This is a genomic window from Streptomyces sp. NPDC058371, assembly GCF_042723265.1.
Lineage (GTDB): Bacteria > Actinomycetota > Actinomycetes > Streptomycetales > Streptomycetaceae > Streptomyces.
The window spans coordinates 26,153-45,421 of record NZ_JBHXJC010000008.1 but is presented as its reverse complement, the minus strand read 5'-3'; the positions used below and the strand labels follow the sequence as shown (position 1 = coordinate 45,421).

18 protein-coding genes are annotated in these 19,269 nt (G+C 71.2%); 6 read left to right on the top strand and 12 right to left on the bottom strand.

Going from position 1 to position 19,269, the window contains the following annotated elements; translation table 11 throughout:
• The first annotated feature begins 39 nt into the window (after positions 1–39).
• Entirely contained in the window at positions 40–2,526 is a 2,487-nt protein-coding gene (locus ACFWM2_RS23310; RefSeq protein ID WP_383283042.1) for a glycoside hydrolase family 3 protein, read from the top strand.
• Between the two features lie 138 nt (positions 2,527–2,664).
• On the opposite strand, the gene ACFWM2_RS23305 is transcribed toward ACFWM2_RS23310, so the two are convergent.
• Positions 2,665–3,687: an aldose epimerase family protein gene (locus ACFWM2_RS23305; RefSeq protein WP_383283039.1), complete on the bottom strand. Its 1,023-nt coding sequence runs from the start codon at positions 3,685–3,687 to the stop codon at positions 2,665–2,667.
• 55 nt (positions 3,688–3,742) lie between these two features.
• Entirely contained in the window at positions 3,743–4,645 is a 903-nt protein-coding gene (locus ACFWM2_RS23300; protein ID WP_383283036.1) for an SGNH/GDSL hydrolase family protein, read from the bottom strand.
• A gap of 261 nt (positions 4,646–4,906) precedes the next feature.
• On the opposite strand from ACFWM2_RS23300, the gene ACFWM2_RS23295 reads away from it, so the two are divergent.
• Positions 4,907–5,401 (top strand): DUF3145 domain-containing protein, encoded by a 495-nt coding sequence (locus tag ACFWM2_RS23295; RefSeq protein WP_383283033.1) that lies wholly within the window; start codon positions 4,907–4,909, stop codon positions 5,399–5,401.
• Positions 5,402–5,500: 99 nt separating this feature from the next.
• On the opposite strand, the gene fabF is transcribed toward ACFWM2_RS23295, so the two are convergent.
• The 5 genes from fabF to fasR form a co-directional block, all read right to left on the bottom strand.
• On the bottom strand, positions 5,501–6,772 hold the full coding sequence (gene fabF / locus ACFWM2_RS23290) for a beta-ketoacyl-ACP synthase II (protein ID WP_383283030.1): 1,272 nt from the start codon (positions 6,770–6,772) through the stop codon (positions 5,501–5,503).
• Between the two features lie 84 nt (positions 6,773–6,856).
• On the bottom strand, positions 6,857–7,105 hold the full coding sequence (locus ACFWM2_RS23285; RefSeq protein ID WP_081217104.1) for an acyl carrier protein: 249 nt from the start codon (positions 7,103–7,105) through the stop codon (positions 6,857–6,859).
• Positions 7,106–7,177: 72 nt separating this feature from the next.
• A complete protein-coding gene (locus tag ACFWM2_RS23280) occupies positions 7,178–8,209 on the bottom strand; it encodes a ketoacyl-ACP synthase III (protein ID WP_383283027.1) in 1,032 nt (343 codons plus the stop codon).
• A 14-nt stretch (positions 8,210–8,223) separates the two neighbouring features.
• Complete coding sequence (locus ACFWM2_RS23275; RefSeq protein WP_383283025.1) at positions 8,224–9,141, bottom strand: ACP S-malonyltransferase; 918 nt, start codon at positions 9,139–9,141, stop codon at positions 8,224–8,226.
• A gap of 89 nt (positions 9,142–9,230) precedes the next feature.
• Entirely contained in the window at positions 9,231–10,436 is a 1,206-nt protein-coding gene (gene fasR / locus ACFWM2_RS23270; protein WP_383283022.1) for a fatty acid biosynthesis transcriptional regulator FasR, read from the bottom strand.
• Between the two features lie 80 nt (positions 10,437–10,516).
• On the opposite strand from fasR, the gene ACFWM2_RS23265 reads away from it, so the two are divergent.
• The gene (locus ACFWM2_RS23265; protein WP_383283019.1) at positions 10,517–11,179 is read left to right on the top strand and encodes a pirin family protein; all 663 of its coding nucleotides are present in this window, start codon (positions 10,517–10,519) and stop codon (positions 11,177–11,179) included.
• A 66-nt stretch (positions 11,180–11,245) separates the two neighbouring features.
• On the opposite strand, the gene ACFWM2_RS23260 is transcribed toward ACFWM2_RS23265, so the two are convergent.
• Both ACFWM2_RS23260 and ACFWM2_RS23255 read right to left on the bottom strand, forming a co-directional pair.
• A complete protein-coding gene (locus ACFWM2_RS23260) occupies positions 11,246–12,079 on the bottom strand; it encodes a serine hydrolase domain-containing protein (protein WP_383283017.1) in 834 nt (277 codons plus the stop codon).
• A 10-nt stretch (positions 12,080–12,089) separates the two neighbouring features.
• The gene (locus ACFWM2_RS23255) at positions 12,090–12,569 is read right to left on the bottom strand and encodes a GNAT family N-acetyltransferase (protein WP_383283014.1); all 480 of its coding nucleotides are present in this window, start codon (positions 12,567–12,569) and stop codon (positions 12,090–12,092) included.
• A gap of 96 nt (positions 12,570–12,665) precedes the next feature.
• Here ACFWM2_RS23255 and ACFWM2_RS23250 point away from each other — a divergent pair, with 96 nt between their 5' ends.
• Positions 12,666–13,148, top strand: coding sequence for a MerR family transcriptional regulator (locus ACFWM2_RS23250; RefSeq protein ID WP_383283011.1), 483 nt, complete (start codon positions 12,666–12,668; stop codon positions 13,146–13,148).
• Complete coding sequence (locus ACFWM2_RS23245; RefSeq protein ID WP_383283008.1) at positions 13,145–14,161, top strand: aldo/keto reductase; 1,017 nt, start codon at positions 13,145–13,147, stop codon at positions 14,159–14,161. The genes ACFWM2_RS23250 and ACFWM2_RS23245 overlap by 4 nt, the downstream gene beginning before the upstream one ends.
• Positions 14,162–14,204: 43 nt before the next feature.
• Here the strand turns inward: ACFWM2_RS23245 and ACFWM2_RS23240 are convergent, their stop codons facing one another.
• The 3 genes from ACFWM2_RS23240 to ACFWM2_RS23230 form a co-directional block, all read right to left on the bottom strand.
• Positions 14,205–15,059, bottom strand: a complete 855-nt coding sequence (locus tag ACFWM2_RS23240) for a DUF4429 domain-containing protein (protein WP_383283006.1) — start codon at positions 15,057–15,059, stop codon at positions 14,205–14,207.
• A gap of 66 nt (positions 15,060–15,125) precedes the next feature.
• Positions 15,126–16,343 carry an alpha/beta hydrolase gene (locus ACFWM2_RS23235; protein WP_383283003.1) on the bottom strand — a complete coding sequence of 406 codons (1,218 nt, stop codon included), beginning with the start codon at positions 16,341–16,343 and terminating at the stop codon, positions 15,126–15,128.
• Between the two features lie 252 nt (positions 16,344–16,595).
• Complete coding sequence (locus tag ACFWM2_RS23230; RefSeq protein ID WP_383283001.1) at positions 16,596–17,240, bottom strand: TetR family transcriptional regulator; 645 nt, start codon at positions 17,238–17,240, stop codon at positions 16,596–16,598.
• A gap of 111 nt (positions 17,241–17,351) precedes the next feature.
• On the opposite strand from ACFWM2_RS23230, the gene ACFWM2_RS23225 reads away from it, so the two are divergent.
• Entirely contained in the window at positions 17,352–18,974 is a 1,623-nt protein-coding gene (locus ACFWM2_RS23225; protein WP_383282999.1) for an MFS transporter, read from the top strand.
• The last annotated feature ends 295 nt before the right edge of the window (positions 18,975–19,269 follow it).

The window sequence follows — 19,269 nt, the reverse complement described above, 5'->3', positions numbered from 1 at the left end:
GATGGAGCCGTCCCTGGACTTCAACGAGGAGGTTCCGCCGTGGCGGAGACAACGGAGACAGCAGAGGCAACGGAGACACAGGCCGGGAGCGCGGCCGGAAGCGCCGGCGCGGCGGACCGGGCCCGCGAGGCGGTCGTCGAGGCGGCCCTCGGCCGGCTCGGCCTGGACGACAAGGCGCGCCTGCTGTCCGGGCAGGACATGTGGACCCTGCCCGCGCTCCCCGGGATCGGACTGGAGTCCCTGGTCATGTCCGACGGCCCGATCGGCGTCCGCGGCGTCCGCTGGACCTCCGACGACCCGTCCGTCGCCCTGCCGTCCCCGACCGCGCTCGCCGCCACCTGGGACCCGAACCTGGCCCGCCGCGCCGGCGTCCTCCTCGCCCAGGAGGCCCGCCGCAAGGGAGTCCACGTCCTCCTCGCGCCCACCGTCAACCTGCACCGCTCCCCGCTCGGCGGCCGGCACTTCGAGGCGTACAGCGAGGACCCGTTCCTCACCGGCCGGATCGGCACGGGTTACGTGGCGGGCGTCCAGTCCGGCGGCGTCGGCACCACCGTCAAGCACTTCGTCGCCAACGACGCCGAGACCGACCGCTTCACCGTGAACAACCTGATCTCCGCACGCGCCCTGCGCGAGCTCTACCTGGCCCCCTTCGAGGCCATCGTCGAAGGCGCCCGCCCCTGGGGCATCATGACCGCCTACAACACGGTCAACGGCACCACCATGACCGAGCACCACCACCTCGTGAACGAGGTCCTGCGCGGCGAATGGGGCTTCGACGGCTTCAACGTCTCCGACTGGATGGCCGCCCGCTCCACCACCGGCGCGATCGAGGGCGGCCTCGACGTCGCGATGCCCGGCCCCCGGACCGTGTACGGCGAGCCGCTCGCGCAGGCCGTACGGGACGGCCGGGTCGAGGAGTCCACGGTCGACGACGCCGTACGCCGGGTCCTGCGCCTCGCCGCCCGCGTCGGCATCCTGGCGGGCGCCGAGCCGGTCGTCAGCGACCCGCCCGCCCCCGTCGACGGCGCGGCCCTGGCCCGCGAGATCGCCCGCCGCTCCTTCGTCCTCGCGCGCAACGAGGGTGCCCTCCCGCTGCCCGAGGGGCACACGGTCGCCCTCATCGGCGCCGCCGCCCGCGACGCCCGCGTCCTCGGCGGCGGCTCCGCCACCGTCTTCCCCGCCCGGGTCGTCTCACCCCTCGACGGTCTCACCGCCGCCCTCCCCGAGGGCCGTGTGAGGTACGCCGTGGGAGCCGACCCGAACGAGGAACTCGCCGTCGCCGACAAGGGGTTCGAGCTGCGCGCGGTCTGCCGCGACGCGCGGGGCACCGTCATCGGAACCAGCACCGCGCCCAACGGGCACATCCAGTGGATGGGCTCCGACCTCCCCGAGGGCGTCACCCACGACACCCTGCACAGCGTCGAGCTGACCGGCACCTTCACCCCGCGCGAGAGCGGCCCGCACACCTTCGGCATCAAGGGTCTCGGCGCGTTCACGTTCTCGTTCGACGGCGAGGTCCACTACGACGACGTGGAACGCGTCGAGAAGGACGACCCGTTCGTGTCGTTCTTCGGCGCCCCGGTGGAGCGCGCCCGGGTGGACCTCACGGCCGGTCGGACGTACGAGGTGTCGCTGCGCCACCTGGTCGAGTTCCCCGCGGGCGTCCCCCTGAAGGTCGTCGGCTTCTCGCTCGCCCACCAGGAGCCGCAGCGCGACCCCGACGAGCTGATCGCCGAGGCTGTCGAGGTCGCCCGCGCGGCCGACACCGTCGTCGTCGTGGTCGCCACCACCGACCGCGTCGAATCCGAGGGATTCGACCGCAACAACCTCGAACTCCCCGGCCGCCAGGACGACTTGGTCCGCGCGGTTGCCGCCGCGAACCCGAACACCGTGGTGGTCGTCAACTCCGGCTCCCCGGTCGAACTCCCGTGGCGCGACGAGGTCGCCGCGGTACTCCTGAGCTGGTTCCCCGGACAGGAGGGCGGCGCGGCTCTCGCCGACGTCCTCACCGGCACCCACGAGCCGGGCGGTCGCCTGCCCACGACCTGGGGTTCCCTGGCGGACGCCCCGGTCACCGAAGTGGCCCCGACCGACGGCGAACTCGCCTACACCGAAGGCGTGTTCATCGGCTACCGCGCCTGGCAGCAGCAGGGCAGGACTCCCTCGTACGCCTTCGGGCACGGCCTCGGCTACACCGACTGGACGTACGAGTCCGTCGAGGCCGCCGGTACGACCGTCACGGTCCGGCTGCGCAACTCCGGTGCGCGCGCCGGACGCGAGGTCGTCCAGGTCTATCTGTCACCCGCCGAGGCCGGCACCGAACGCCCGGTCCGTCGGCTGGCCGGCTTCGCGGTCGTCGAGGCCGGCCCCGGCGAGAGCGTCGAGGCCGTCGTCGAGCTGCCGCGCCGCTCCTTCGAGGTCTGGGACGAGACGGCCATGTCGTGGGCGTATGTGAAGGGTTCGTACGAGGTTCAGGCAGGGCGTTCCCTTGCCGACGGCCGGCTGCGCACGATCATCGAGGCGTAACCGGCACACGCTCCCGTGACAGCCCCGGCCCGGAACCTGACAACCGGGCCGGGGCTCGGTTTCCGGGCGCCGTGCCCGACCTCGGCGAAGCGGCTGGGCGAGCGCCTGACGCAAGTCCCGGTCCGCACTTGGGAGTTCCTAGACCGCGAAGTCCCGCACGGAGAGGCCGTACACCGTCTCCGACCTGTACACCCCGCCCGGCCGCAGCCGGGTGCTCGGGAACTCCGGCCGGTTCGGGGAGTCGGGGAAGTGCTGCGTCTCCAGGGCGATGCCGTCGCCGGGCGCGAACGGGCCCGTCCCGTCGAGGTGATCGGCGGTGTACAGCTGGAGGCCGGGCTCGGTGGTCGCCACGGACAGCACCCGCCCGGACGCGGGGTCGGACAGCTCGGCGACCTCGACGGGGCTCGCCGTCAGCCCCTTGTCGAGCGCGAAGTTGTGGTCGTAGCCCGCACCGACCTTGCGCGCCGCCCGGAAGTCGAAGCGCGTGCCCGCCACGTCGTCGAACACCCCGGTCGGAATCTGCTCCGCGTCCACCGGCGTCAGCCGCGCGGCGGCGATCCGCAGCTCGTGCCCGCCCGCGTTCCCGGAACCGCTCAGGTTCCAGTACGTGTGGTTCGTCAGGTTCACCACCGTCGGCGCGTCCGTCACCGCCTCGTACGCGATCCGCAGCGCGCCGCTCGCGTCCAGCGTGTACGTCGCGGCGACCGTGAGGCGGCCCGGGAAGCCCTCCTCGCCGTGCGGGCTCACCCGGGTCAGACGCACCCCGTGTCCGACCGGCTCCGCGTCCCACACCCGCTTGTCGAAGCCGCGCTCGCCGCCGTGCAGGGAGTTGGGCCCGTTGTTCTGCGCCAGGTGGTACGTGCGGCCGTCCAAAGGGAAGCGGCCGCCCCCGATCCGGTTCGCGTACCGCCCGACCAGCGCGCCGAAGTACGGCTCCGGATGCGCGAGGTAGCCCGCCAGGTCCGGGCAGCCCAGCACCACGTCCACGGTGCCTCCGTCCGCGGTGTCGCCCGGCCCCGCGGACTCCCATCGCTCCGGGATCTCGACCGACTGCACGATCCCGCCGTACGTCAGGACCCGCACCCGTACGCCGGAACGTTCCAGCGTCCAGCGGTGGACCGGGGTGCCGTCGGGGAGGGTGCCGAAGAGTTCGCTGCGCATGATCGAGACCCTACGCGGCGCTCCGGCCCCGGGAGCCGCGCGCTCACGCCGCCGTTCACACGACCGGCTTCTTCGCCGTCACCGTCCGGTACGCGATCTCGGCGAGCCGCGCCTGACCGTTGCGGCTCGGGTGGAACCAGTCCCAGTGACTCAACTGCGCCGTACCGAAGCGGTAGTCGAAGACCGCGCCGCCGTCGAAGCGGCACCGCCGGTCCTTGGCGCAGACCTCCTCCAGCACCTTGTTGTACGCCTCCACCCGGTTCTCCACCTTGGCGCGCCGCAGCGTCGCCGCCGAGTTCAGCACGTCCGGATCACCCAGCATCGAGGGGCAGATGCCCAGCTTCCACACCTGCTTGCCCAGTGCGTTGGTGCGGCCCTGCGACCACAGCCGCTTCAGATCCGGCACGCTCGACACATACACCTGGGTCTTGGGCAGGGACTCGCGCAGCGTGTCCATCGCCTCCTCGAACCCGGTGCGGAAGGAGCTCACGGAGGTCATCGCCGAAACGCTGGAGCGGCAGGCGTCGTTGGCGCCCACCATCACCGTCACCAGATCCGGCTCCCGGCTCGCCGCCTGTGCCATCTGGGCCGGCAGGTCCGCCATCCGCGCGCCGGTCACCGCGTAGTTCCAACTGCGCTCGGCAGCCCCGCTCGTCCCGAGCAGCCGCACCGCGAGGCTGTTGACCTGCGCGTCGCTGCCGGTCGCCCACGAGACCTCCGGGCAGTCGGACAGCACCGCGCACGCGTCGAACCCGCGGGTGATGGAGTCCCCCACCGCGACGAGTGACTGCGGGCTGCGGTCCCAGGCGGGCGTCGGCTTCGGAGACGGACGCGCCTTGGCCGCGGCGCCCTTGGGGGCCGGCGCGTCACCACCGGAGGCATCGCACCCCGCGAGGCCCAGGACGGTCGCCGCCGCGATGGCGAGGACGGTCCGTGAACGGTGGCTCCGCTTCCGCATCCCCAGTTCCCCTCGTTCGTCGTACACGCTCGGTCATCACCGCGTCCCCATGAGTGGCCCGGTCGCCCCGCAGGCCGGCCCCCGGACCCCGGCCGGGAGTCCGGCACGCGTCCCGCCGGGTGAAACCTCGGTGTTTCTCGGCGCTGGGACCGACGGTACGTCACACTCCTTGCGCCGCCGCACGGTAGCCTCGCCCCGTGGCCGCCCCGCCACTGCCGTTCCGCTAAGTTACAAGATGTCCCGCTCTGCCCGGAGGTCCCGGTGACGACACGTGGAGTTCTGTACGTGCACTCCGCGCCGCGCGCGCTGTGCCCGCACGTCGAGTGGGCAGTCGCGGGCGTACTCGGTACGCGCGTCAGCCTCGACTGGATCCGGCAGCCGGCCGCGCCGGGCACCTGGCGCTCCGAGTTCTCCTTCAAGGGCGAGGCGGGTACCGCCTCCCAGCTCGCCTCGGCGCTGCGCGGCTGGCATCTGCTGCGCTTCGAAGTCACCGCCGAGCCCTGCCCCACCGCCGAGGGCGAGCGCTACAGCTGCACCCCTGACCTGGGCATCTTCCATGCCGTCACCGGCATTCACGGCGACATCCTGATCCCCGAGGACCGGCTGCGCGCCGCACTGGTCCGCTCCCAGCGCGGTGAGACCGACCTGGAGGCCGAACTCGCCAAGCTGCTGGGCAAGCCGTGGGACGACGAGCTGGAGCCCTTCCGGTACGCCGGCGAAGGTGCACCCGTCCGCTGGCTCCACCAGGTCGTCTGACACGCCGTCAAAAACAACCGAAGGGCCCCCGCCTGATGGCGGGGGCCCTTCGTGCGCGTATCGCGGGTACGGCCGGAACTCGACCGCGTACGTCCGGATCTAGACGCTCCGGAACGCCAGCACCACGTTGTGGCCGCCGAAGCCGAACGAGTCGTTCAGCGCGGCGATGCGGCCCTCGACGGGCAGCTTCCGCGCCTCACCGCGCACGATGTCGGCGGCGGCCTCGGCCTCGGGGTCGAGGTTGTCCACGTTGATGGTCGGCGGCGCGACCCGGTGGTACAGGGCGAGGACGCACGCGACGGACTCGATACCGCCGGCGCCACCGAGCAGGTGGCCGGTCATCGACTTGGTCGCGGAGACCGCCATGTGGTCGGCGTCGTCGCCGAACACCTTGCGCAGCGCCTTCAGTTCGGCCACGTCACCGGCCGGGGTCGAGGTGGCGTGCGCGTTGACGTGCACGATCTCGGCCGGGTTCAGATCGGTGTTGTCGAGCAGGTTCTGCAGGGCGTGCGAGATGCCGCGGCCCTCGGGCTCCGGCTGCACGATGTCGTGCGCGTCGGCCGAGATGCCCTGGCCGACCGCCTCCGCGTACACCCGGACGCCACGCTTGGCGGCGTGCTCGGCCGACTCCAGGACGACGACGCCGGCGCCCTCGCCGAGGACGAAGCCGTCCCGCGCGACGTCGTAGGGGCGCGAGGCACCCTGCGGGTCGTCGTTGTTCTTGGACATCGCCATCATGTTGCCGAACGCGGCGATGGGCAGCGGGTGGATGGCCGCTTCGGTGCCACCGGCGACGACGACGTCGGCGCGGCCGGTGCGGATCATCTCGATCGCATAGCCGATGGCCTCGGCGCCCGACGCGCAGGCGGAGACCGGGGTGTGCACACCGGCGCGGGCGCCCACGGCGAGGCCCACGTTGGCGGACGGCCCGTTGGGCATCAGCATCGGCACGGTGTGCGGGGAGACGCGGCGTACGCCCTTCTCCTTGAGCACGTCGTACTGGTCGAGCAGGGTGGTCACGCCGCCGATGCCGGAGGCGATGACCGCACCGAGCCGGTCGGGGTCGATGCTGGTGTCCTCACCGGCCTTGTCGGTGAAGCCTGCGTCGGCCCAGGCCTCCTTGGCCGCGATCAGCGCGAACTGCGCCGAGCGGTCGAGGCGGCGGGCCTGGGGGCGGGGGATGACCTCGCCCGGTTCCACGGCGATCTGCGCAGCGATGCGGACCGCCTGATCGGCGGCCCACTCCTGCTCCAGGGGACCGACGCCGGAACGTCCGGCGATCAGGCCCTCCCAGGTCGAGGCTGCGTCGCCACCCAGCGGTGTGGTTGCGCCGATACCGGTGACGACCACGGTGCGATTGGTCGGGCTCACGGGAATTCTTTCTCCAACGGATACGAGGATTCAGCGGCGCCACCGCCGGGTGGCGGGGCAGTCAGCCCAGGTGATCGGGGGCGATCAGGCCTGGTTCTTGAGGATGTAGGAGGTCGCGTCGCCGACGGTCTTGAGGTTCTTGACGTCGTCGTCGGGGATCTTGACGTCGAAGCGCTCTTCGGCGGCGACGACGACCTCGACCATGGACAGCGAGTCGACGTCCAGGTCGTCGGTGAAGGACTTGTCCAGCTGGACGTCCTCGGTGGGGATCCCGGCGATCTCGTTCACGATCTCGGCGAGACCTTCGACGATCTCTTCCTGAGTGGCGGCCATGTCAGGCGCTCCTTCGGTATGTATCCAGAGGGTGTGGCGGAACTCCGGCCGGAGATGATCCGGACGGTGTGCCTAGGGGAGGGTAACGACCGTGGCGGCGTACACGAGACCCGCCCCGAAGCCGATGACGAGCGCGGTGTCGCCGCTCTTCGCCTCACCGGTCGCCAGAAGCCGCTCCATAGCGAGCGGAATCGAGGCGGCCGAGGTGTTGCCGGTGGTGCGCACGTCGCGGGCGACCGTGACGTGCTCCGGCAGTTTCAGAGTCTTCACCATCGAGTCGATGATCCGCTCGTTGGCCTGGTGGGGAATGAAGACGTCCAAGTCGTTCGCGGTCAGTCCGGCGGCGTCCAGCGCCTCCTTCGCGACCTTCGCCATCTCGAAGACGGCCCAGCGGAACACCGCCTGGCCTTCCTGCGTGATGGCGGGAAACTTGATGTCGCCCTTGGAGTCCAGGGGCAGCTGGGAGACGTCACCGATCCGGAAACGGTCCCACGGCACGGTCTGCTTGATGGTGCCGGCCTTGTCGCCCTCGGAGCCCCAGACGGTCGGGCCGATGTGCGGCTCGTCGGACGGGCCGACCACGACCGCGCCCGCGCCGTCACCGAACAGGAAGGCCGTCGCGCGGTCCTCCAGGTCGGTCAGGTCGGACAGCCGCTCCACGCCGATGACCAGCACGTACTCAGCCGAACCCTCGACGATGATGCCCTTGGCGAGGGTGAGGCCGTAGCCGAAGCCGGCGCAGCCCGCCGAGATGTCGAAGGCCGCGGCCTTGGCGGTGCCGAGCTTGTCGGCGATCTCGGTGGCGATGGCCGGGGTCTGGCTGAAGTGCGACACGGTGGCGACCACCACGGCGCCGATCTGCTCGGCGGAGATCCCGGCGTCCGCGATGGCCTTGCCCGACGCCTCGATCGACATCGCGGCGACCGTCTCCTCGTCGGAGGCCCAGTGGCGGGTCTCGATGCCGGAGCGCGAACGGATCCACTCGTCGGACGAGTCGATCGTCTCGAGGATCACCTCGTTCGGCACGACCCGGACCGGGCGGTAGCCGCCCACGCCCAGGATGCGCGCGTACGGGGCGCCCTTCCTTGCCTTGATCTTCGACATGCTCTCCGAGCTCCTTATGCCGCGCTGTGCTCGGCGATGAGCTCGCGAGCCGCGCCGAGGTCGTCGGGGGTCTTCAGCGCCAGCGTCCTGACGCCGGGCAGCGCGCGCTTGGCCAGACCGGTCAGGGTGCCGCCGGGGCACACCTCCACCAGCGCGGTCACGCCGAGCTCCTTGAAGGTCTCCATGCACAGGTCCCAGCGGACCGGGTTGGCGACCTGGCCCACGAGACGCCCCAGGACGTCGGCACCGGTGGCGACGGCCTGTCCATCCTTGTTCGAGACGTACGTGACCTTCGGGTCCGCGGGCGTCAGCTCCTCGGCGGCCTCGGCCAGCGCCTCGACGGCGGGAGCCATGTGCCGGGTGTGGAACGCGCCGGCGACCTTCAGGGGCACGACACGGCGTACGCCTTCGGGCTTGTCCGCCTCCAGGGCGGCCAGTTCCTCCAGGGTACCGGCGGCCACGATCTGACCCGCGCCGTTCACGTTCGCCGGGGTCAGGCCGAGCTTCTCCAGGTGCGCCACGGTCGTCGCGGGGTCCCCGCCGAGCAGCGCCGACATCCCGGTCCGTGTGATGGCGGCGGCCTCGGCCATCGCCAGGCCCCGCCCCCGCACGAGCCGCAGCGCGTCCGTCTCGGTGAGCACACCGGCGAACGTGGCGGCGGTGAACTCACCCACGCTGTGGCCGGCGACGGCACCGGGTGCCACCTCGCCGAGCGCGGTCGCGGACATCAGTCCGGCCGCGACCAGGAGGGGCTGGGCGACCGCCGTGTCGCGGATCGCGTCCGCGTCGGCCTGCGTGCCGTAGTGGGCAAGGTCGAGCCCGATGGCGTCCGACCACGCGGCGATGCGGTCGGCAGCACCGGGGAGGTCGAGCCAAGGAGTCAGGAAGCCGGGCGTCTGAGCACCCTGGCCGGGAGCGACGAGTACGAGCACTCTCACACTCTCTCTTGTGGACGGCCACGACCGCCCGTGGGGACAGGGACGAAGAACAGGAGGGGGAATTGTAGACCCCCGACAAAAGCCTAGGCCTGGGGATCCCCATCGGCCAGACGCCCCAGGATCAGCGCGATCCGCAGCGTGAACGCGGATCGTACATCCGAGGGCGACCAGCCGGTGACGTCTGTCACACGTCGGAGCCGGTAGCGCACGGTGTTGGGGTGGACGAAGAGCATCCGGGCCGCACCTTCGAGACTGCTCGCCTGTTCCAGATACACGCTCAAGGTCTCCAGGAGCGCGGACCCGGCCTCCTCCAGCGGTCTGTAGATCTCCTCCACCAACTGCTCGCGCGCGGAAGGGTCCGAGGCGATCGCTCGCTCCGGCAGCAGATCGTCCGCCAGAACCGGCCGCGGGGCGTCCTGCCAGGCGAAACACGCCTTCAGACCGGCCGCGGCGGCCTGCGCGGACCGGGTCGCCGCGAGCAGATCGGGCACGATCGGCCCGGCGACGACCGCGCCGGCGGCATACGGCCCGATCAGCGACTTGGCGACGGCGAGCGGATTGTCGCTGCCGCCGGCGATGACGACGAGCCGGTCGCCGAGCACCCCGGTGAGGACCTGGAGCTTGGCGTGCCGGGCGGCCCGGCGGATCGCCTCCACCGTCAGCTCGCTGTCCCCGTCGGGGGCCGTACCGAGCACCACGCAGACATGCTCCGGCGAATTCCAGCCGAGGGCCGCGGCCCGGCTGACGGCGCCCTCGTCGGCCTCGCCGGAGAGCACGGCGTTCACCACGAGCGACTCCAGCCGGGCGTCCCAGGCACCCCGTGCCTCCGCCGCCTGGGCATACACCTGGGCGGTGGCGAAGGCGATCTCGCGGGCGTACACGAGCAGGGCCTCGCGCAGAACGGATTCGTCTCCCGGTGCCGCGACCTCGTCGATCGCGCTCTCCATCACCTCGATGGTCGTCCGCACCATCTCGACGGTCTGACGCAGCGTGATCGCCCTGGTCAGCTCGCGGGGAGCGGTGCCGAAGACATCGGTGGAGATCGCCTGGGGCGCGTCGGGGTGCCGGAACCACTCGGTGAACGCGGCGATACCGGCCTGGGCGACCAGCCCGATCCACGACCGGTTCTCGGGTGGCATGGCCCGGTACCACGGCAGCGTCTCGTCCATGCGCGTGATGGCCTGCGCGGCGAGGCTTCCGGCCGACTTCTCCAGTCGCTTCAGGGTCGCTGAGTGCGAGTGGGGGGCGTGCGCGGGGGATGCGGTGTTGCTGGCTTCGGGTTCGGGCACGGGACAAGACTGCCTTATCCGGACGGGACCGTGCCGCGCCGGGTCCCTGAGCCCTGCGCCCACGGGTCTACGGTGGGTCCGTGATGGACGTACGGCGCGCCGACGAGCGCTACCGCGGAGGGGACCCGGCGGCCGGGATCGAATCCCTGCACGCCTTCTCCTTCGGCCCCCACTACGACCCCGACAACCTCCGCTTCGCTGCGGTCATCGCGTGCAACGAGGAACGGCTCGCGCCCGGCGCCGGCTTCGACGAGCATCCGCACAGCCACACCGAGATCGTCACCTGGGTCGTCGAGGGCGAGCTCACCCACCGCGACTCCACGGGCCACGAGACGCTGGTCCGCGCCGGTGACGTCCAGCGCCTCAGCGCGGCGTCCGGGGTCCGCCACGTGGAGCGGAACGACGGTGTGGAGCCGCTCGTGTTCGTGCAGATGTGGCTCGCCCCGCTGGAGCCCGGCGGTGACCCCCTCCACGAGGTCGTGCACGGCATCGCGGACTCCACGCCGTACGCCGTCCCGGAGGCCGGCGCGATGCTCCACGTACGCCGTCTGACCGCGGGCGAGCGCACCGCGATCCCCGACGCGCCGTTCGTGTACGTCCACGTCGTCCGCGGCGAAGTCCGCCTGGACGGCGAGGAACTGGAGACCGGGGACGCGGCCCGCATCACCGAGGCGAAGGACCTCGAAGCCATAGCGGGCTCCCCGGCCGAACTCCTCCTCTGGGAGATGACGACCGAGACGTGAGTCCCGCCCCTGCCCGTCCCGACCCTGGGCTCCGCCCCGGACCCCGCTCCTCAACCGCCGGAGGGGCTATTTCCCAGCCCGTCCGGCGAGCTCCGTCAGTACCGCGTCCGTGAGAACGGGCCACGCCTCCACGGCCCAGGGCCCGAAGGCCCGGTCCGTGAGGGCGACGCAGGCGGCGCCGGCCACGGGGTCGACCCACAGGAACGTACCCGACTGCCCGAAGTGCCCGAAGGTCCGTGCGGAGGACGAACTCCCGGTCCAGTGGGGCGACTTGGAGTCGCGGATCTCGAAGCCGAGCCCCCAGTCGTTGGGGTTCTGGTGGCCGTACCCCGGCAGTACCCCTTTCGTACCGGGGAACTGGACGGTCATGGCCTCGGCCACCGTCCGCGGATCGAGCAGCCGAGGCGCCTGCACCTCCGCCGCGAACCGCACCAGATCGTCCACGCTGGACACCCCGTCCTTGGCGGGCGACCCGTCGAGCACGGTCGAGGACATGCCCAGCGGTTCGAGCACCGCCTGCCGCAGATACTCCCCGAAGGGGATCTCCGTCGCCTTGGCGACATGGTCCCCGAGCACCTCGAACCCGGCGTTGGAGTACAGCCGCCGCTCCCCGGGCGCGGACGTCACCCGGTGCTCGTCGAAGGCGAGCCCGGAGGTGTGCGCGAGCAGATGACGGACGGTCGAACCGCTGGGGCCGGCCGGCTCGTCGAGCTCCACCGCCCCCTCCTCGTACGCGACGAGGACGGCGTACGCGGCGAGCGGCTTGGTGACGGAGGCGAGCGGGAAGCGCTGCCCGCCGGGGCCGTGGGCCCCCAGCACCGTGCCGTCCGCCCGGACGACGGCCGCGGCGGTCGTGGGAACGGGCCAGTTCTCGATCAACGCCAGGCTCTGCAGGGACATGCGTACGAGCCTAAGTGGCGCGGAGGGTCAGCCGCATCGAGGGGTCGGGCTTGCGCACGAAGCCGAGCGAGGCGTACAGCGGCTCGGCCTCTGCGGACGCGTTCAGGTCGACCTGTGCGACGCCCTGCTCACGGAACCAGCCGAGCAGCTCCTCCATGCACGCGCGGGCGTAACCGCGGCGCCGCGCGTCCGGATCGGTGGCGACGCTGAACACGTGCCCGACCGCGCCGTGCGGGTTGCCCGCGCGCCCGATGCGGTACTCGACCGTCCCGGCGACCAGGGCAGCGAGCGCGCCCGGTCGCTGCGGATGGTCCACCACGAACGCGGCGAAGCCGCCGTCCGGATCGGCGAGTCTGCGGCGTACTGTCGGCAGGGACTGCGCGTGCCATTCGGCGGAGGTGTCCGGCCCGGACAGTGAGTCGATCATCACCTGCCGCAGACGCAGCAGTTCCCCCGCGTCAGCGGGCACGGCACGGCGTACGAGGCTCATGATTCGCACGGTAACCACCCCGACCGCGTGACGTCGTCGGAATTTCGGCGGATTCCGCTTGCTTGGAGTGCACTCCAAGGTTTTAGCGTGGTGGTCATGACGGTGATGGAGACCACGGCCACGGACGCCGAGACCGGCACCAGGACGGACGTCTGCGCCGCGGCGCCGGAGCGGCATCCGCGCCCGGACGGCCAGGACAACTACACGATCAGCGAGGTCGTCGCCTTCACCGGCCTGACCGCGCACACGCTGCGCTGGTACGAGCGGATCGGGCTGATGTCCCACATCGACCGCTCGCACACCGGCCAGCGCCGCTACAGCAACCGCGACCTGGACTGGCTCAACCTCGTCGGCAAGCTGCGGCTCACCGGCATGCCGGTCGCCGACATGGTGCGGTACGCGGAGCTGGTGCGCGAGGGCGATCACACCTACGGCGAGCGGTTCGAGCTGCTGGAGGCGACCCGCCGGGACGTCCGAGCCCGGATCGCCGAGCTCCAGGACACGCTCGCCGTACTGGACCACAAGATCACTTTCTATGCGGACGCCGGGCGTGCCCTGGCGTCGGAGAGGTCCCGATGACGGACAGCAGGATCGCGAAGGTGGAGCTCGGCACCGGGGGCCCGGAGGTCGGCGTACAGGGCCTCGGCTGCATGGGCATGAGCTTCGCGTACGGCCCGACGGACGCCGGCGAGGCCCGGGCCACCCTGGAGCGCGCGCTGGAACTCGGCGTCACGCTCTACGACACCGCGGACGCCTACGGCAACGGCGACAACGAGGAGTTCCTGTCGCCGTTCTTCAAGGCTCACCGCGACGAGCTCGTCATCGCGACGAAGTTCGCCCTGTCGATCCCGCCGGACGACCCCACCAAGCGGGTCATCCGCAACGACGCGCCGTACATCCGCCAGGCCGTCGAGGCGAGCCTCAAGCGCCTGGACGTCGACGTGATCGACCTCTACTACATGCACCGGCGCGATGTGAACATCCCGATCGAGGACACCGTCGGCGTCATGGCGGAGCTGGTGCGCGAGGGCAAGGTCAAGCACCTGGGGCTCAGCGAGGTCACCGCGGGCGAACTGCGCGCCGCACAGGGCGTGCACCCGATCGCGGCCCTGCAGTCGGAGTGGTCGCTCTTCAGCCGGGACATCGAGGCCGGTGTGGTGCCGGCGGCCAAGGAGCTCGGGGTGGGCCTCGTCCCGTACTCGCCGCTCGGACGGGGCTTCCTCACCGGTTCCTTCGCGAATGCCGAGAAGGACCTGACCTCGGACGACTTCCGGCGCCAGCAACCGCGCTTCACGGGTGACAACGCGGCCGTCAACGCGGCGCTCCTGGAGCCGGTGCGCACCGTCGCCGCCGCGCACAGCGCCTCGCTGGGGCAGATCGCACTGGCCTGGGTGCAGCAGCGGGCCGCCGTGCACGGGCTCGCCGTCGTCCCGATCCCGGGCACCCGCAAGCGCACCCGCGCCGAGGAGAACACCGCGGCCACCCGCATCGTCCTCACCGACGACGAGCTGGCGCTCCTCGAGCCCATCGCCGGCCAGGTGGCGGGCGACCGGTACGCGGACATGAGGTTCTCCTCGGCGGGCCGGGAGTAGCTCCAGCGCCCGGCAGGGCACCGGCGGAGTTGCCGGCGGAGCCTCAGAGCTCCGCCAGCAGCTCCGCCTTCTTCATGGTGAACTCGTCGTCCGTCACCAGGCCCGCCTTGTGCAGCTCACCGAGGTGGCGGATGCGGTCGGCGATGTCGGCGGGGTCGCGGCGCGGGGCGGACGCGGGGACCACGGCCAGTGGGCCGGCGGCACGGACGGCGGCCAGCACCGACGCGGCGAACGGCAGCGACTCGTGGACCGGGCCGTAGCCGAGCCCGAAGACGACGGCCGCCGGATCCTGGTCGGCCTGGGTGGGCTGCGGGGCGGCCGGCTCGCGGTGCAGCAGCCGCAGATGGCCTTCGAAGACCTCGGGGGAGCGCCACTCGACGCCGCTGAGTCCGGCGACCGGGAAGCTCTGGTCGCCGGCCTTCCACTTGGCGGAGGAGGCCCCGGTCCAGAACCAGCGGAAGGACACCCGCTTGCCGTCGAAGGACGCCTTCGCGTCGTACGCCTTGAACTGCTGGGGCGCCTCGGGCGGCGCCACGAGATACCGCTCGGCGGGCGAGCCGTCCGTGGAGAGTTGACTGCGCAGCTCGTCGGCGTAGTACTCGGCGAGGGTCTCGCGCTCGGCAGGCAGCACCAGCCGGTAGGGATCGCACCCTTCCTTGAGCTGTCCCGCTGCCGCCTCCATCAGCGGATCGGCGCCCGGTCGCGGCAGCGCGTGCAGCACGACCGTCCCCCGCTTCCCCTGAGTCAGGGTCACCGCCGCGATCGCCTCCAGCGGAACCCGGCGTTCGCCGAGCGCCTGGAAGAGCTTCGGCGTGCGGATCCCCCGCTCGAAGCGGATGAGCACGGAGTCGGACTCGAACTCCCAGGCGGCATGAAATCCGGCCAGTACGTCACCCATGCGGCTCATCGTATGCGGCACGCGTCCCTCCGTCGCCTCCCTGAGCAGACCGCAGTTCTTCGTTCTCTACGCGCGTCCGGCCGCCGTGGTGGCGGACAAACCCTTCCGGCATGTGTCGTCCTTGTGGGCGCAGTGCACCGCGCGGTATGCGCCAACTCCGATCTCGGCGAAGTTGAGCAGGCTCTCGGTGCCCGGTTCGAAATATCCCGCGTGTCCGTCCGCGCCGTCCGCCGACAGGACCCGCGCCCCGAATCCGGAGGACACCGGGTCGGCGCCGTGCCCGAGCCCCCCGACCTCCAGATGCGGTACGTCCTGGATCCAGTCGGTGGCGTCCCGCATGGCCCACACCTGGGCCGAGGTGTGCAGATGCGCGGCGTTGGCGGCCCGCATACCGGGACTGCCCGCGACCGCGATGTCGGAGACCCGCTCCGGCAGGTCGTCCGCGGCGACCCCGCACACCACGGAGCCGTAGCTGTGGCAGTACAGCGCGATCGGCGCCCGGCCGGGCAGCGCGCGCACCAGCGCGTTGAGCCGGACCGCGCCGTCCACGGCGCGCATGGCCGTGGCCGAGTCGATGCCGAGCCCGCTGGGCGCCGTGTAGTCGGCCCAGGCGATCACGGCGGTACGGGTCCGGGGACTCGCCGCCCGCTCGGCCTTGTACAGGGCACGCCCCATGCCGACGGGTGCCGAGTACTTGCGGTAGGTGCGCTGGAAGGTCAGCAGGTCGCTGTCGACGCCCGGTACGACGACCGAGACCCGCTCGGCCTTGCTCAGATCGCCGAAGACCTCGGCGACCCGGCCCGAGCCCTCGGGATCGAAGGCCAGGATCTGCCGCTTGCCGCGCATCAGGGCTTCGTAGCGGTGCATACGGCGGGCCGCCTGGTCCTGTCCGGCGGACGAGAGGCGGTTGTCGTGCACGCGCTTGAGCTCGACCTTGCGCTGCTCGCCGAGCGCGATGCGGTTCGCCTGGTAGCGCAGCTTCACCGGCGCGCCGTTCATGTTGCCGACCGCGAGCGGATAGTTGTGGACGAGGCGCGAGCGCTGGTGGGCGTCGAGCGTGGCGAAGAAGCCCGCGAGGCGCGCGGGGGTGGAGTCGGGGTCCGGCAGCCGGTGTCCGTCCACGGTCCCGTGCTCCCACTTGGAGAGGGACGCTTCGAGGGGCGTGTCCTCCCCGTGGCTGTGCAGCGCGGTCCAGCCGGTGGTCGCCAGCATCACGAACACCACGGCCAGCGCGAGCAGTGCGCGCCAGACGTTCAGTTGGGGGGAGGAGTCGAAGGAAGTCACTGAGAGGACACACTAGAAGAACGAAAGTGTCTCGCGTTAACCGAGTGAGGCGGATCACGTTTCTGTTGGGGTAATTGGGTCATAGCGGGCTCAATTTCAGATAAATAGTGACGCTCTGTACCCATACGCCCACCCCTGTTTCGTGGGACAGGTGACGGTGTGTGAGGTAGAAGTCACCGTCCGAGGTGGCTCCTCTCGGCGGGGCGATCCTCACTCTCCGTATCCCGTGAGGCCGGGCGGGACGGCTCCCGCTCACCCCTCAGGGCGCCACTTCTCGGCCAGTGCCGGCCCCAGATGGTCGAGGTAGGCGGCGGTCAGCTCGCGGATCGACTCGACGCTGAAATCCTCCCCGGCGCCCCACTGCCGGCCCGTCACCCGCATGACCCCGCCGAACGCGGCCACCGCGATGCGCGGGCGTGGATCCGTCTCCACGTCGAGCCCCTCCCGCGCGGCGATCAGCCGGGCGAGCTCGCCCTCCACGTCGGCGGAACGGCGAAGATACGCGGCGAGCAGCACGGGCGTCGACTCGATCATCCGGAAGGCGCGCATGTACAGCTCGATCGGGACGAGCTCCTCGATCGCCTCTCCGATGGTGTCCCAGCCCTCCAGCACGGCCCGGCGCAGCGCCTCCAGCGGTGCCTCGTGCGGCGGGCGCTCGCGCAGGGCCTGGACGAAGTGGGCCTCCGTCATGTCCTGGACGGCGAAGGCGGCCTCCTCCTTGCCCGCGAAATAGCGGAAGAACGTGCGTTGCGAGACGTCGACGGCCTCGGCGATCTCGTCGACGGTCGTCTGCTCGTACCCCTTGGTCGTGAACAGTTCCAGGGCGGCACGAAGCAACGCATCCCGGGTGCGCCGCTTCTTGCGCTCGCGCAGCCCCGGTCGTGACGCTGTGTTCATGGGGTCCTCTTTCGCCTTCCGCCCAGCTCAGCGTACGGCCGAGTTATGTGACAGTTACCGACTTGTGATTTCGTTTGTCAACTGTCAGCGACTGTCACTAACCTCGAAAGCATGACTAGTCAGACCACCGTCGACGCGACGGGACCGGCCGACAAGGCCCCGGCCGCCACCCCGGGGCCGGCCCCGGCCAAGGGACTGCGCGGCCATCCGTGGTTCACCCTGATAACCGTCGCGGTCGGCGTGATGATGGTCGCCCTCGACGGCACCATCGTGGCGATCGCCAACCCGACCATCAAGGCGGACCTGGGCGCGAGCTTCGGCGATGTCCAGTGGATCACCAACGGGTACTTCCTCGCCCTCGCGGTCACGCTGATCACCGCGGGCAAGATCGGTGACCGGTTCGGACACCGCCAGACGTTCCTCATCGGCGTGACCGGCTTCGCCGCGGCCTCGGCGGCCATCGGACTGTCCGACAGCATCGCCCTGGTGGTCACCTTCCGGGTGTTCCAGGGTCTGTTCGGCGCGCTGCTGATGCCGGCCGCGCTCGGTCTGCTGCGGGCCACGTTCCCCGCCGAGAAGCTGAACATGGCGATCGGCATCTGGGGCATGGTGATCGGCGCCTCCACCGCGGGCGGCCCGATCCTCGGCGGTCTGCTGGTCCAGCACGTCAGCTGGCAGTCCGTCTTCTTCATCAACATCCCGGTCGGCGTCCTCGCGCTGGTGCTGGGCGTGCTCATCCTCACCGACCACCGCGCCGCGAACGCGCCGCGCTCCTTCGACCTGCTCGGCATCGCGCTGCTGTCCGCCGCCATGTTCTGCCTGGTCTGGGCCCTCATCAAGGCCCCGGTGTGGGGCTGGGGCGACGGCCTGACCTGGGCGTTCCTGGTCGTCTCGATCGTCGGCTTCGTGCTCTTCGCCCTCTGGGAGAAGCGGGTCAAGGAGCCGCTGATCCCGCTCGCCCTGTTCCGCTCCGTGCCGCTGTCGGCCGGTGTGGTGCTGATGGTCCTGATGGCCATCGCCTTCCTCGGCGGACTGTTCTTCGTCACCTTCTATCTCCAGAACGTGCACGGCATGAGCCCCGTCGACGCGGGTCTGCATCTGCTGCCGCTGACCGGAATGATGATCGTGGGCTCGCCGCTGGCCGGCACCCTCATCACCAAGGTGGGCCCGCGCATCCCGCTGGCCGGCGGCATGGCGCTCACCGCCGTCTCCATGTTCGGGATGTCCACCCTGGACACCGGCACCAGCAGCCTGGTCATGTCGATCTGGTTCGCGGGCCTCGGCCTGGGCCTCGCCCCGGTCATGGTCGGCGCCACCGAGGTCATCGTCGGCAACGCGCCCATGGAGCTCTCCGGAGTCGCCGGCGGCCTCCAGCAGGCGGCCATGCAGATCGGCGGCAGCCTCGGTACGGCGGTGCTCGGCGCCGTGATGGCCTCCAAGGTCGACAACGACTTCGCGGGCAACTGGGCCGACGCCAAGCTCCCGCCGCTCACCCCGGCCCAGCTCGACCAGGCCTCGGAAGCGGTGCAGGGCGGTGTGGCACCGGTGCCGAAGGGCACGCCGGCCGCGATCGCCGAGAAGATCACGGGCGTCGCCCACGACACCTTCATCTCCGGGATGAGCCTGGCGTGCCTCGTCGCCGCCGGGGTCGCCGCGGTGGCGGTCTTCGTCGCGCTGTTCACCAAGCGCGGTGTCAACGCGGACGCCGCGGGGGCGGGTGCCGGGCACATCTAGTTCCACCGCGCGCGACAAGCCCGAACAAGGCGCGGTTCAGAGGCGATTCAGGGGTGATCGGGACGGCTTCCGGGCGGTCCCGGCGCCCCGTTTCGCCTATCAGGGTGACAACGCCAAAGACCCCTCCCGTGGAGTCGGCGGCACAGGTCACAGTGGGTCAAGTCCTCCGCACGACATGGAGGACGCCAGACGTGTCGGGGGGCTTTCCGAGGGGGGGAGAGCACCCACCAGGCCTTTTTAGGGGGCCCGGGGTGCCCCTCCCCCCCCCCCCAACCCCCCCCCATAACCTTGGCGG

Bases quoted from the DNA above. Each gene is read 5' to 3' on its own strand.
- ACFWM2_RS23305 (WP_383283039.1), bottom strand. From the start codon at position 3,687: ATGCGCAGCGAACTCTTCGGCACCCTCCCCGACGGCACCCCGGTCCAC.
- ACFWM2_RS23300 (WP_383283036.1), bottom strand. From the start codon at position 4,645: ATGCGGAAGCGGAGCCACCGTTCACGGACCGTCCTCGCCATCGCGGCG.
- ACFWM2_RS23285 (WP_081217104.1), bottom strand. From the start codon at position 7,105: ATGGCCGCCACTCAGGAAGAGATCGTCGAAGGTCTCGCCGAGATCGTG.
- ACFWM2_RS23280 (WP_383283027.1), bottom strand. From the start codon at position 8,209: ATGTCGAAGATCAAGGCAAGGAAGGGCGCCCCGTACGCGCGCATCCTG.
- ACFWM2_RS23260 (WP_383283017.1), bottom strand. From the start codon at position 12,079: ATGTCCCTGCAGAGCCTGGCGTTGATCGAGAACTGGCCCGTTCCCACG.
- ACFWM2_RS23255 (WP_383283014.1), bottom strand. From the start codon at position 12,569: ATGAGCCTCGTACGCCGTGCCGTGCCCGCTGACGCGGGGGAACTGCTG.
- ACFWM2_RS23250 (WP_383283011.1), top strand. From the start codon at position 12,666: ATGACGGTGATGGAGACCACGGCCACGGACGCCGAGACCGGCACCAGG.
- ACFWM2_RS23245 (WP_383283008.1), top strand. From the start codon at position 13,145: ATGACGGACAGCAGGATCGCGAAGGTGGAGCTCGGCACCGGGGGCCCG.
- ACFWM2_RS23240 (WP_383283006.1), bottom strand. From the start codon at position 15,059: ATGGGTGACGTACTGGCCGGATTTCATGCCGCCTGGGAGTTCGAGTCC.
- ACFWM2_RS23230 (WP_383283001.1), bottom strand. From the start codon at position 17,240: ATGAACACAGCGTCACGACCGGGGCTGCGCGAGCGCAAGAAGCGGCGC.
- ACFWM2_RS23225 (WP_383282999.1), top strand. From the start codon at position 17,352: ATGACTAGTCAGACCACCGTCGACGCGACGGGACCGGCCGACAAGGCC.